The organism is Clostridium bowmanii, from assembly GCF_018861315.1.
In the GTDB taxonomy this organism is placed as follows: Bacteria; Bacillota; Clostridia; order Clostridiales; family Clostridiaceae; genus Clostridium_AD; species Clostridium_AD bowmanii.
In genome coordinates, this window is sequence record NZ_JAHLDL010000001.1 from 149,011 (window position 1) to 162,793 (window position 13,783).

Genomic DNA, 13,783 nt, shown 5'->3' on the forward strand with positions numbered 1-13,783 from the left:
GAGAATGCTTACAATCATGTCCTTTTCATGAAGAATGCAAACGCATCTTTATTAAAACCATTAGATTTATCTACAACATTTATATTACGAATATGATAGATTTTCCCTTTATAATCCTTTGCTTGATTGTCGCAAATATATGCATTATCATAACTTCCTTCTTTTACCCATTTCATAAATACATAGGTATGTGTTGGGAAATTACTTTGTTCTCCATTTGCATCTGTTGTGAAGCATATATCTCCAGGCATTATTTTTTTATAATTACTTTGTTTTTTAAATCCATTTTCCATAAGTAAAGATATGATTTGCTCTGTATTGCTTGTTTCCATAGGTACCATAAAATCATTTTTCCTTAACACTTCAGATATAAAATAAACACAGGTATTTTCTGAACTACCCTTATTTAATTCTATGGCTGCACCATATACCTCTATACGATTTCCTTTATCTTGTAGAAAATTATATACATTTTTATTTAAAGATAAATTTTCTGCGCATACATTCGGCTTAATATTTTCAGAAAATATTATTGCAATAATTGTTATTACTATGACTAGTACAATCAATTTTACTTTTTTCATTAGGTATTCCCTCCCCCTCGAGTGAAAGTGTAAAACTTTTTAAACTACCACTCGTATAACTAACTATAAATAATTATACAGGGTACTCTTTACAAAATACTTATCATATTTCTTACAAATTTATTAAGAAAATAAAGAAAGCCACTATAAATGATGGCAAAATAAAAAAACACTAAGTAAATGCTAGTGTAAGGACTGGAAACAGATGTATGGATTTACAGAAGAACCTCAACTGGACATTTAAAATAAAGATAAATTATTAGTATGATTAGGGGTATAATATGCAATGATGATTCTCTATTGCAATTGCAAAAAATGTACTTTGGAGTGATGTAGATATGGTTAAAAATATGCCACTTGCCATGTGGGTGGCACCAAATACTCAGAGCCTTACTAGAAAATTTTATGCCAGAGAAACTCTGCAGGTTGCCAGAGAACTTTTAGGGAAATTACTTGTACATGAAGTTAATGGAGTAAAGCTAAGAGGTAAGATAGTAGAAACGGAAGCATACATTGGATCAATAGATAAGGCATGTCATGCTTATGGTGGTAAAATAACGCCTAGACTTGCTACACTATATGGTAGGCCCGGAATTGCATACGTATATTTTATTTATGGGATGTATCATTGTTTTAATGTAATAACAAAAGAAGAAGGATTTCCAGAAGGAGTCTTAATTAGAGCTATTGAACCAATTGATGGGTTAGAAGTAATGTCAAATTTCAGATTTAAGAAAACTTATAATGAACTTACAAAAGCTCAAATTAAAAACTTAACCTCGGGACCCTCTAAGCTGTGCATAGCCATGAATATAAATAAAGAAAACAATAACCAAGATTTATGCACAAGTAAACTATATATTGAAGACTCTATAGAAAAAGAAATAGTTGAAATTATAGAAACTAAGAGAATTGGTATTGATTATGCAGAAGAAGCAAAGGATTTTTTATGGAGATTTTACATAAAAAATAATATTTGGGTGTCTATAAAATAGAAAATAGAGCCAGTAACTTTAATGATTTCAAACTGAATTGGATACATTAATAATGATATCGATAAATGAATTGTTTTATGTTTTAATATATGATGTCTCCAAAATATGGTTGAGAGGTAAAGGATGTAAAATTTGCTTCTCTTACCTATATTATTGACATTATCCTTAGACATAAATACATCCAAATTGACATTATTCCATTTTATAGGTTATTCAATTCAATAAACTATGCTTTAAATAAAAGAAAGTCAAGAAAAGCAACCATATAATGATTAGATTTTCCTGACTTTTAATATAATTTTTTATTAGTTAGTTTTAATGGCTATTAATACTTAACCTATGTTACATTTTTTCGAAATCGGATTTTGTAACTCCACATAATGGACAAACCCAATCTTCAGGGATATCCTCAAACTTAGTACCTGGTTTTATTCCACCATCTGGATCACCTAACTCTGGATCATATTCATATGCACAGACTATACAAATATACTTATCCATAACAACATCTCCTCTTAATTTATTTATATTATCCTAATATTTGTTTTAAATCATCTTCAGGTGTGCTTATTGGTTTAATTTCAAAAGTATCAACCAAAAATTGTAATACGTTAGGACTTAAGAAAGCTGGAAGTGTTGGTCCTAAATAAATTCCTTTTACTCCAAGTGATAATAATGCTAGTAGATCAGCAACAGCTTTCTGCTCATACCAAGTTATAATCAATGATAGCGGTAAATCATTAATAGTACATTTAAACGCATCTGCTAGTGCTAGTGCTATTTTAACTGCAGAATATGCATCATTACATTGACCTATGTCTAGTAATCTTGGAAGTCCTGCTACCTCACCAAACTCCAATTTATTAAAACGGTATTTACCACAGGCCAAAGTAAGAATAATACAATCCTTTGGAACAAGCCCAGCAAATTCTGTGTAATAATTTCTTCCTGATCTTGCACCATCACATCCTCCGATTAAGAAGAAGTGTCTAATTTTACCTTCTTTAACTGCGTTAACTATTGTTTCAGCATGACTCAAAGTTGCTTTATGTCCAAATCCTACTAGGATTTCTTTAACTTCCTCATCTTTTTCAAAACCACCAAGTTCTAGTGCCTTACTAATTATTTCAGAAAAGTCCTTATGACCAGTCTCATCGGCCTTAATATGTTTTATACCATCCCAGCCAACAACACTTGTTGAGAAGATTCTATCTTTATAAGAATCTCTTGGTTTCATTAAGCAGTTTGTTGTCATTAGAATACAACCAGGTATGCCATCAAATTCCTTTTGTTGATTCTGCCAAGCCCCTCCAAAATTACCTACTAAATGAGCATATTTATTAAGCTTTGGATAACCATGAGAAGGAAGCATTTCACCGTGAGTATATATATTTATTCCCTTACCTTCTGTTTGCTTAAGTAGCATTTCAAGATCTCTTAATTCATGACCAGAAATTACGATAAATGGTCCTTTTTTAATGTTTACATTAACTTTTGTAGGTGTAGGCGAGTTATATTTCTCATTATTAGCTTTATCTAACACCTCCATAATCTTAACACTCATCTCTCCAGTCTTAATTAAGTACTTGATAAGATCTTGAAGATTTAAACTATCATCGGTAAGTACTGCTAAAGCTATAAAATAAAAATCATCTACTTCATCGCTATTATAATTAATAAATCTAGCTTGATGCGCGTAAGCCGCAATTCCTTTTAACCCGTATTTTATAGTTTCGCGGACAGATCGAATATCAGCATCTAATTCCTGATCATACATAACTCCAGCTTTTTTAGCATCTTCAAGAATTTGCTCTTTAGTATCACTTAGATTATATAGTGCCTCTTTTACATTTACTTCTTCTCCTGATGCTTTTTTTCTGACATTTTCTTTTATTACTTGAGATTTTTTAATCATATCCATATGAGATTCAGGATCAAAATTAACATTAGTTAATGTCATAAATAATGAATTTTCAACAAATGAAACCCATGACTTATCAAGTTTTTCACCTTTAGATAAAAGTTTAGTAGCATAACAACTTATTCCTTTTAGTTGATAAATGAGTAAATCCTGCATTGCTGCAATTTCGGGTGTTTTTCCACAGACTCCCATCTTAGTACAACCTGTTCCACCAAAAGTTTGTTCACATTGAAAACAAAACATTTTTCCTTGCATATGTAACCCTCCTATTTTTTAAAATATTTCAATATCTAAGTCCTACGTTGAGTAGTTGATTAATAATTCAATCAATTATATATATTAATGGTATTATTATACTTTACCATTATAATAGATAACTTTCAAAATTTTATTAACCATTTGTATTCTTAAAGACACTTGATTAATATTTCACAATTGAAAACACCATGCATTAAACATAGTGTTTTCAATTGTGCGATTAAGTCTATAAGCCGAGTTATGTATTTGATTTTACGAATATTTTTATATTTTAATATATCTGTTAAGCATTGATTAAACTGTATTCAACGGTTTTGTATATTAAATTATAACTATATATATTTATTAATATTTTATAGAGCGGTGGCAAACTATGAATCTGCCACCGCTTAATTTGGTTTATACTCTATAGTACTGCACCTTCAGTCCAACCCGCGACCTTCAGATTTGAAAGAAGTAGTTTTTATTAAATTTAGATAGTCAACAATCCCATGTAAATAGCCATTTTACTTTTTAACTAAGCTTAAATAATACCTACCTATTTTAAACTATAAGGGTCAAAATAAAATTAGTAAGTTCATTTTTGAGTTGCATAAGATTGCTACTTATAAAAGCATTGGATTATAAGTTTAAATTTCTTTACCATTTTTCAACTCTTTTTAGTATTTGCTTTTGTTCCTCTTCACTATCAGATGTTATACAAAGAAGCAATCCATCTGGACGAATATTACCAATAAATTCTTCAAGCTCCTCTTTTAACAGATCTACAACCACAGATTTTCCAGCTGCTTGCACTTTTTTAATGAGTGGAAGCCACTGTAGAATTGGAGTATCTTCTCCTGCCCCTTGAACCCATTGAATAGCTTGTATTTCTTTAACTTCTAGAATTGTGTCCAAATGTCTTGCAACACCCTTACCATCAACATGGAATATATTGTGATCCATTCCCTGTACTTCCTGTTTCAATATAGGTAGACAATATTCATCGAAGGTAGCTGTAGAAATCATAGAGGAGAAGTCACAGCTTGGGATATGCATTTTCCCAAATGACGGTATTCCCATCCAAGCCACTGAAAGCTGATTGTGCTTTTTGAGTATTGTATCAAAATGATTGTACACAGTTTCAAAATCATTTATCGATAGCTTTGTAATTTCTTTTAGTTTTTCCGGCTCATCATAAAAATCCATACAAAGTTTTTCTGTTCCCATCCATGCAGCAATAAAGTCCATACCTGGATGCAAGTCAGTATAGCCAACCATATACTTTCCTTTGCATCTATCCAAGGCAAGTTTAGTCATACTATCAATCTTTTTAAAATACTCATTATTGGTATCAAGTATAATGTCCTTAAAAGCCTCCAAAGAATCGATTGTAGGTTTTGCCCATGAGGTAACCTCTCCAAATTCTATTGGACATCCATAAAAAGATGCATAAACATTAGGACCTAGATCAGGCCAATATATTGGAAAAGTTTCACCTAAAAATTTTCTATCTGTTATTGATTTAAGGTATTTTTCTAATTGATATTCCTCATCAACCCACCTATCTTTGAGAGTTTTCCAACGTGAATTTTCATTTTTCACTACGTTATACCCTGCATTATTGCTGTTAAATCTCACAGGTGCTCTGTCTATAATTTGCCCTTCATACCAAGCATATATTCTCTTCATACATATCTCGGAATCTGACTTTGTTTCAAGATCAAGATCCCACCATTTAGAATTTTTTATACTCAACCTTACTCCTCCATTCTTTTATATATCATTATCAGTAAATCTTGCAGCCCTACCTACTACATTTAAATGCAAAAATGATTATAATTACGAATTATAATCATTTTTGTTCCAACCAAAATTTATCCTTTTACTGCTGATCCCACTGTCATTGCTCTTTCTACTTGCTCACTAAATAGTGCATATAGGATTACCGTAGGTATACTTGCTATTGTCATTGCTGCACCCATTGCACCCCAATTTGTAGTAAACTGACCCTGGAAGAACAATAATCCTAGAGGAAGTGTCTTTAATGCTTCATCTGAAATTAACATCAATGCTATTGGAAATTCGTTCCATGCAGAAAGAAATACAAATATTCCTATAGTTGATATTGCTGGTTTAATTATTGGAATTATAATACTATAAAAAGTTCTATATATACTAGCTCCATCCATACAAGCAGCTTCTTCCAGCTCCACAGGAATATTACGTAAAAACCCGTAAAATACTATGGTGGAAAAGGATAAATTAAATGCAATGTACGGAATTATTAAACCTGCATAGGTATTATTTATGCCCAAAAATTTAACAATCATAAATAGTGGAACCATAAGTGCTTGTACAGGAATAAACATTCCTACTGTAATATATATTCTTGCAATATTCTTAAACTTCCACTCCATTCTTGCAAGTGCATATGCTAATGGAAGAGCTAAAATAATAGTTCCTACAACTGTGCATACAGAGACCACTACGCTATTACAAAAATACTGTGGAACATTAAATTTATTCCATGCAGTTATATAATTTTCAATTCTAAAATGAGTAGGAAAGCCAAATGTATTTGTCACAAATATTTCATCATTATTCTTAAGTGAATAAAATATCATCCATATTAGTGGATACACTGATATAAAAGCATAAAACCAAAGAAATACTTTGAAAAATATATTTTGCTTACCATTTGGATCTGACTTTTTTCTATTTGCCATTACTTTCCCTCCTTCCTAGTAAACAATTTTTTCTTTTGCAATATATTTGTTAATAAGGATTGTAGCAATTAAACATTGAATAATTAGTACGGTTGCAGATGTACATGCATATCCAAATTCACCAAGTCTAAATGCAGATCTGTAGGTCATATAAGTTAGTGTATAAGTTGTTGTACCAGGGCCACCACTAGACATTATAAACATGTTTGCAAAGGCATTTAGCCCTCCTGTTACTGCAAGTACCAAACAAAATTTATAAGTTTCTGCAATAATAGGAATTGTTATTTTTATATGTGCCTGAAACTTTGAACATCCATCTATTCGAGCTGCTTCGTAATATTGTTCAGGTACAGATTTGATTGCAGTAAATAAAAGTGTGAATTGATATCCCATGTACTGCCATGCATTTACAAAAGCAATAGCAACAATTGCTTTTTTCCCACTAAGCCAATCTTGCTGATAATCCATTCCAATTAAGCTAAAAACTTTATTTATAAGCCCATTGTCTGCATTATACATTGATAGCCATAATTGGCAAGCTACAGTAACAGACAATACAACTGGAATAAAATAAGATACTCTTAATAGCTTTCTACCCTTAATAGTGACATCTGATGCTGCTAATGCAAGCACAGTTCCTATAGAAATTTGTGTCACTACTAAAATAACTGCAAATATAATTCCATTATTGCTAGAGGAATAAAAAAGTGGATCTTTAAATAACTCAAAATAATTCTTAAATGCTATAAATTTAGCTTGTGATAACCCATCCCATCTAAAAAAGCTCCTGTATATTGTTTGTGCAATGGGTATAAATACTATGCCAGTGAATAGTATAAGTGCTGGTAGTGAAAATATCGCGATAGCTATCTTATTTTTAAAAAATTTATTCATCCTCATCACCCTATACAATTTATTAGTAATACTTATAAAAAGGAAATTCCCCAAGCTCTTTTGCATCAATACTTTGTGCAGTTTAAAAGCTAGAAGAATTTCCAGTTTTTTTTGTTATTCGAATGCTGTTTCCATTACTCTTTCCATATTTTTAATGAAATCTTCTGCACTAAAATTACCTGTTAATAGATTTTGTGCATTGTCTTCAAGCCCAGCTTTTACTTTTCCATTTGATAAATGCCAATCAAAGCCTGTAGTTGTTTTTATACTTGGTATTACCTTATTTAATTCTTGCATCATCGGTGGAAATTGCTTTTCTACTTTTTTATCAATTTTTATAGAAACAAGTGGATTAGCTCTTTGCGTGAATTTACACTCAGCATATTTTTCTGCCATAAATGCTGCTACTTTAGCTGCCATATCTTTATTTTTTGAATTTGCCGATACTGCGAATCCTTGTGGAGCACCACCTCCGCAGAAAGCAGTTTTTGAGCTTTCAACTTCTGCTGCACTAGCTGCTGGCAAATACATCCAACCTACTTTATCGCCTAAAGCTTTAGTTGATGCTTCAATTTCCCACTGTCCATTAAGTAGCATAGCGGCTTTACCACTATAAAATAATGATGCTGCTTGATCGTAGTTTAGGTTTGTAGCACCTTTTCCAACTAGTCCATCTTTAACTAGTTTTACAACTTCTTCTGCTGCAAATTTATATGCCTCATCTGTAATTTTTGCTTTATTATCATTTAATGCCATAACTCCAGCTGGATTTTTTCTTGATGCAAACACATCATAAAGTGCTACACATGACCACTTTTCTTTACCAAATATTGAAAGTGGAACTATATTTTTAGCTTTAAACACTTTTACTACTTTTTCATATTCTTCTATTGTAGTTGGAACGGTCAAGTTGTTTTTTGCAAATAATTCTTTATTGTAAAACATAAGAACATATTCATTCCCTGCATATGGGAATGCGTATACATGGCCTTCTTTATCTAGTAATGTATTCATATTACTTGGAATCATCTTCTTCTTGAAATCATTTGAATAGGTATCCAATTTTAGAATATTATTTGATTTTTTGAAAGTTTCAGTTAAGTTAGGATTTGTTGAAAAAATATCTGGTAAATTTCCTGTGGAAGCATATGTTTTAATTTTTTGGTCATCATCTCTAGATGATGCCTCCAATTGAATTTCCACATTTGGCATTTCTGTTTTTAATGCCGCCATGGCATAGTCATAAGGTGCTTTTGTGTCTTCATCTCCTACGTCAACATACAGTTTCAATACAACTTTTTCATCTTTTGAATTTACCGTAGTTTCTGTAACTGCTTTATTTTTGCAACCAGCTAGTGAAAATACAATAACACCAGTTAAAGCTAGAGATAATATTTTCTTAATAGAATTTCCCATTTATACCCCCCATAATACTTTATTAAAACGTTTATATGAGACAATTTTTAGTGAAATCGTTTTCTCTCTTAATTATATGTTTTCAATGCTTTATATTATATGGAAAATATGACTCAACTTTGTATTATTTGTTTTATTTTAATTAGATTATTTATTTCTTATTTCATACTCACTTGGAGTAACTCCAAAGTATTTTTTAAAACACTTGCTAAAATAACTTGCATCTTTGTATCCTATATTATCTGAGACCTCAGAAAACCTTATATTTCCGCTTTTCAATAATCGCTCTGCCTTTTGCATTCTCACCATTGTAATATAATCTCCTATTGTTATATTTAGCTCTTTTTTAAACTGAGCTCTTAGATAAGAAGAATTTATATACAAGCTTCCTGCAACTTTTTTAATGTTCAAATCAAAATCATAATAATTTATATCAATAAATTCTTTTGCATCCTTTACAAGTTTTTTACCTTTTGTAATTTTATTGCCTGAGGAGTATTCTATAACCTTATTAAAAGTACCTTTCACAAACTCCCAAAGCTCACTAAGTGTTTCTTGTTTTTCTATTTCTTCCACGGGATAAAATGTTTCTCCAAAAACTTGCTCAATACCATACCCAATTTCTACAACGTAGGCCAGAGCAACAGATATAAGTCCCATAGTAATTGCGTAAGTATAATCCATTGATACATTATTATTATAAATATATATTAAAACTTGCTCTAGTTCTTTTTCTATTTTTTTACTTTCATTTAATCTTAAACTAATCAAAATATTTTCATTTACATTTCCCGCATAAAAACCTGATTTATAACTCACATTAGTCACTTTGTTGTACTCAATAACTTTATTGTTTCCCAAAATAAATTTATTTTGAAGAGAAGAAAGAGATTCTTTATAAGAAATCCAAATGCCTCTTAAACCCCTATGATATTCTCCAATCCCTACAGTTACTGTACAATTTAACACCTTTTGAACTTCACGAGTAAAACTTTCGTACTTATATTTTTGAAAATCCTCATTTATACTTTGCTCACCTGCTTCAATAATTGAAATAATCCGTCCATCATCATCATAAAAAGCTGTATAATTTCCTTCTAATTTCATAGTAGCATTTAGAATTTTATGTATCTCATTCTGAATATCGTTTCTTTCTTTAGAATTTTTTCTATGAAGAAAATCATCCATTTCTACCACGGCTACCTGAAATAACAAGGTTTTATTAAAGAAATTATAATCTTTTAATTTTTGTTTCATATCCTCATCACTAAGCCCATTATTATTATGAATCAATAGAGAAAATAAATTTTGCTTTTTAAAAGCTACTATTTCAGCTCTAATGTGACTATCTCTACGTTTTAAATTTATTTTTTCTTTTATATCTAGCAGTGTAGCCAACAATTCCTTTTTTTCAAAAGGTTTCAAAATATAATCTTGTACCCCAAGTTTAATGGCTTTCTTAGCATACTCAAACTCATTATATCCAGTAATAAGTACTGTAACTATTTCTGGATATTCTTCCTTAACCTTTTTTGCAAATGTTAATCCGTCCATAAATGGCATGTTAATATCTGAGAGGATTATATCTGGTTTATGAACTTCCACTTGCACCAGTGCATCTAGCCCATTTCTTTCTTCAAAGCATATCTCAAACCCATAAGATGCCCAATCAATTGCTGTCCTTAAATATTGTCTAAATATTATCTCATCATCCACCACTGCTATTTTTATCATATGAGTTCCCCCTCCATTCTGCCTGGAATTATAAGGGTTACTTCTGTATACTCACCAACCTCACTCTTTATACTAATTCCATATGCTTCGCCAAAATATAATTTTATTCTTTGATCCACATTATAAAGGCCGAAAGATTTCTCTTTATTTTTCTTAGTTATGTTAGCTATTAACTTTTCTTTTTCTATACCAATTCCATTATCATAAATTTCAAAAATAATTTTCTCACCTTGTTTATACCCCTTTATCGATAAGTGTCCAAAGTTTTTCTTCCATTTTAAGCCATGATAAATTGCATTTTCCACTATGGGTTGTAGGGTTAGCTTTGAGATACTATAACCTAGTATTTCATCCTCCATGCTTATATTATAATCAAATATATCATAATAACGAAGCCCTTGAATTGCCAAGTAATCTTCTACATTTTTTATTTCTTCTCTAATTGTAATCACTTCTTTACCCTTACTAAGTACAACTCTATAGAAATCTGCCAAAGCTTTAGTGGTCTTTTGAACCTCCTCCTTCATTCCCATATCTGATAAAGTATAGATCACATCCAATGTGTTATACAAAAAATGTGGTTTAATTTGTTGATGAAGTAGCGATAGTTCATATTCTCTTTTCTTCTTTTGCTCATTTTTAAACTGTGCTAAGCTTTCTTTAAGATTTTGGAGCATTACATGAAACCCTTCCGTTAAGAGTCCAACTTCATCCTTTGAATTATTTTCAAAGCTTACTTCCAAATTTCCCTTCTGAATCATAAGCATCTTATTTTTTAATTGTACCATTGGTTTTGTTAGGCGGTTAGATAGCATTATAGATCCAAAAATTACTAAAACCCCGCAAAATATGCTTACCACTTGAATCAGCACCCTTAACCTTTTTAGGTCTACTAATAGCCCTTCTAGTGGAATTACACTTACGAGTTTTAGATCTCGCTGTCCAAACTGTTTTGAGGTTACAATGTATTTCACCCCCTTATTATTCATTGTTTTTGAAAAATCACCATCATTAACTATATTTTCTCTTAGCGAAATATCACTTATCGGCTTAAGCTGTTCACCATCAGTGTTTGAAGCTACAACCTTTCCATTTAAATCTGAAATAAAATATTTCCCAAGTCCCACAATTTTCATACTTTCGAAAGTAGAAGAAATTGTCGCTTCATCAATATTTAGTACTAAATATCCCATTGTTTCACCTGATGATGGATTAAAGATTTTTTTACCAATTGTTAATACAGGTTTACTTGAATCTTCCACTAAAAAGTCTCTTTTACCCATAGGAAACCAGTAGTTAATTCCATTAGTCTTTTCTATTTGGTTTATAAAGTCCCTGTTTTTATCATTATAGATGTTATTACTCATATTATCATTATCCGAGTATAAGTTAAAATTATTATCTATAAAAGCAATAGAGCTAACCTCTCTGAAAATCATTTTAGCATAGCTTATCTCATTATTTAATGAATTATAAAGCCTTAAGCCTTGACTGCCTTGCGCACTCGACTCTTGATTTAATATTATTGTTCGACTAAGATTTAAGGATAGCATATTTGCACAATTTTCCGAATTTTTAAGAGTTGTTTCAACCATGTTAATTATAAGTTTTGAATTATCCTTCACATTCTCTTCTGTTTTTTGTATAACAATTCTAGATGCCAAGACATTTGCCGCATTAGCCAAAATCAAAATAGGAATAATAGTAAGTGGCAAATAAAATACAAGAATTTTATTTCTAATTTTCAAATCCTTATACCAACATTTAAATTTTCCTATTATATTCAAAGCTTTCACCCCCAAGGATAGATATAATCCCTATGTGAGATTATACCATATTCACTTCACATATAGCCATTATCTATCTTTACTTATATTTCTTTAAATAGCCACCTATAATAGAAACTTACTGTATAAGCTCATAAAATTAGCTTCTGTAGATTAAATTATTTTGTTCTCTTTACCTATTAATTATTTATAATTAATTCACAGCTACTTTGCACCTAAGTCATCTTCCTATATTGACCAGGTGAAATCCCTTCTATTTTTTTAAATACTTTTGTATAGTAGCTCTGATCAGTGAATCCAACGTTATGAGCTATATCACTTAGTGAGATTTTTAAATTTGTCAAATATTTTTTACTCTCTTCAATCCTCACCTTATTTAAATAATCAATAAAATTTATACCCAATTCTTTTTTAAATAATTTACTAAAATAAGCTGGGCTCAAATATACATGTTCAGCTACACTATCTAAGGATATATTCATACTAACATTATCATTAATATACTCCATGGATTTTTGTATAATGTGGCAATTGTTTATATTTTCTAAATTGTATACACATTCACTAAATCTATCTAAAACCTTTATTATCCACTCGCAAAGTTTCTCAACGTTGTTTAATGTGGACACTTCATTTAGATATTTAAAATTAAGTCCAAAAACCATTTCCAGATTACCTCCGCCCTCAACTGCTGCTCTAGAAAGTACAATCATAAGTTCTAAAACCCTTGCTCTCGTTACTTCAATATTATTACCATTATTAAACAAAACATGTCCTAGAAGCTCATTTAATATGATTTTCGCTCCTTTTTTATCTCCAAGCTTAACCCTTGATAGCAGTTCCTTTTCCAGTTCTACAGGATAGTAATTTGAGATGTGTTCAGAATATTCCTTATGTTTTACATTTTGTATTTCTTCATTAATTGCGGCCTGCTCTTCATAGAACCTTCGTCTCTGGGAAAGTATAATACTTTCTCCAGCCATTATATCCTTTGAAATAATATACAATAATTTAGCCAAATGCCTAACTCTATCTGGTTCAACAATAGGTACATTTTTAACATAGTTTTGTAAAATATCCCTACTTTCTAGAGGAAAATCATATGTTTTAATTAGATCTTCTACCACAAAATCATCAGAGGTATTCATTCTGATTGGTCCCCCTATTAATGCTCCCCTAAAAATTCCACCAATAACTATCGAAGTTGCGAAATGAACTAATCCACTTGGACAAAAATATACAAAGGGCTCACCAATTTTTTCTGATTGCTTGCTGGCATAAAGATGTGACTGATTGCAAGTACATCTCTCCCTACTTAATTCTTTAAATTTAATGCAAAACTCACAAGGCTCTCCCTCAGAATGAATTGTTTCACCAAATTCATCGATATTAAAACATAATATACCGGTAACCTTATTATATGTTTTAAGATTAGCTATTAAAGTTTCACTATTTAAACTACTCTTTTGTAGGTACATTATTTTGG

General features: G+C 30.7%; 11 protein-coding genes. 1 reads left to right on the forward strand and 10 read right to left on the reverse strand.

The genetic code is table 11. From position 1 onward, the window contains the following. Nucleotides 1–14: 14 nt before the first annotated feature. Entirely contained in the window at nt 15–584 is a 570-nt protein-coding gene (locus KPL51_RS00710; RefSeq protein ID WP_216155840.1) for a hypothetical protein, read from the reverse strand. Nucleotides 585–946: 362 nt separating this feature from the next. Here KPL51_RS00710 and KPL51_RS00715 point away from each other — a divergent pair, with 362 nt between their 5' ends. After that, a complete protein-coding gene (locus KPL51_RS00715; RefSeq protein ID WP_216156137.1) occupies nt 947–1,579 on the forward strand; it encodes a DNA-3-methyladenine glycosylase in 633 nt (210 codons plus the stop codon). 342 nt (nt 1,580–1,921) lie between these two features. Here KPL51_RS00715 and rd read toward each other — a convergent pair whose 3' ends face one another. From rd to KPL51_RS00760, 9 genes are all read right to left on the reverse strand, one after another. Then, nucleotides 1,922–2,080 carry a rubredoxin gene (gene rd / locus KPL51_RS00720; RefSeq protein WP_216155843.1) on the reverse strand — a complete coding sequence of 53 codons (159 nt, stop codon included), beginning with the start codon at nt 2,078–2,080 and terminating at the stop codon, nt 1,922–1,924. Nucleotides 2,081–2,108: 28 nt separating this feature from the next. Continuing rightward, on the reverse strand, nt 2,109–3,755 hold the full coding sequence (gene hcp, locus KPL51_RS00725) for a hydroxylamine reductase (protein WP_216155845.1): 1,647 nt from the start codon (nt 3,753–3,755) through the stop codon (nt 2,109–2,111). A gap of 642 nt (nt 3,756–4,397) precedes the next feature. Then, a complete protein-coding gene (locus tag KPL51_RS00730) occupies nt 4,398–5,495 on the reverse strand; it encodes a uroporphyrinogen decarboxylase/cobalamine-independent methonine synthase family protein (RefSeq protein ID WP_216155848.1) in 1,098 nt (365 codons plus the stop codon). Between the two features lie 119 nt (nt 5,496–5,614). Next, complete coding sequence (locus KPL51_RS00735; RefSeq protein WP_216155851.1) at nt 5,615–6,466, reverse strand: carbohydrate ABC transporter permease; 852 nt, start codon at nt 6,464–6,466, stop codon at nt 5,615–5,617. Between the two features lie 15 nt (nt 6,467–6,481). Beyond that, the gene (locus tag KPL51_RS00740) at nt 6,482–7,360 is read right to left on the reverse strand and encodes a carbohydrate ABC transporter permease (protein ID WP_216155854.1); all 879 of its coding nucleotides are present in this window, start codon (nt 7,358–7,360) and stop codon (nt 6,482–6,484) included. Between the two features lie 114 nt (nt 7,361–7,474). Beyond that, nucleotides 7,475–8,776, reverse strand: a complete 1,302-nt coding sequence (locus KPL51_RS00745; RefSeq protein ID WP_216155856.1) for an ABC transporter substrate-binding protein — start codon at nt 8,774–8,776, stop codon at nt 7,475–7,477. A 147-nt stretch (nt 8,777–8,923) separates the two neighbouring features. Beyond that, a complete protein-coding gene (locus KPL51_RS00750; protein WP_216155858.1) occupies nt 8,924–10,510 on the reverse strand; it encodes a response regulator in 1,587 nt (528 codons plus the stop codon). Then, nucleotides 10,507–12,297, reverse strand: coding sequence for a sensor histidine kinase (locus KPL51_RS00755; protein WP_216155860.1), 1,791 nt, complete (start codon nt 12,295–12,297; stop codon nt 10,507–10,509). The genes KPL51_RS00750 and KPL51_RS00755 overlap by 4 nt, the downstream gene beginning before the upstream one ends. A gap of 215 nt (nt 12,298–12,512) precedes the next feature. Then, nucleotides 12,513–13,775, reverse strand: coding sequence for a PocR ligand-binding domain-containing protein (locus tag KPL51_RS00760; protein ID WP_216155864.1), 1,263 nt, complete (start codon nt 13,773–13,775; stop codon nt 12,513–12,515). Nucleotides 13,776–13,783 lie beyond the last annotated feature (8 nt).

Bases quoted from the DNA above. Each gene is read 5' to 3' on its own strand.
- KPL51_RS00745 (WP_216155856.1), bottom strand. From the start codon at position 8,776: ATGGGAAATTCTATTAAGAAAATATTATCTCTAGCTTTAACTGGTGTT.
- KPL51_RS00760 (WP_216155864.1), bottom strand. From the start codon at position 13,775: ATGTACCTACAAAAGAGTAGTTTAAATAGTGAAACTTTAATAGCTAAT.
- KPL51_RS00735 (WP_216155851.1), bottom strand. From the start codon at position 6,466: ATGGCAAATAGAAAAAAGTCAGATCCAAATGGTAAGCAAAATATATTT.
- KPL51_RS00715 (WP_216156137.1), top strand. From the start codon at position 947: ATGTGGGTGGCACCAAATACTCAGAGCCTTACTAGAAAATTTTATGCC.
- KPL51_RS00710 (WP_216155840.1), bottom strand. From the start codon at position 584: ATGAAAAAAGTAAAATTGATTGTACTAGTCATAGTAATAACAATTATT.
- rd (WP_216155843.1), bottom strand. From the start codon at position 2,080: ATGGATAAGTATATTTGTATAGTCTGTGCATATGAATATGATCCAGAG.
- hcp (WP_216155845.1), bottom strand. From the start codon at position 3,755: ATGCAAGGAAAAATGTTTTGTTTTCAATGTGAACAAACTTTTGGTGGA.
- KPL51_RS00740 (WP_216155854.1), bottom strand. From the start codon at position 7,360: ATGAATAAATTTTTTAAAAATAAGATAGCTATCGCGATATTTTCACTA.
- KPL51_RS00750 (WP_216155858.1), bottom strand. From the start codon at position 10,510: ATGATAAAAATAGCAGTGGTGGATGATGAGATAATATTTAGACAATAT.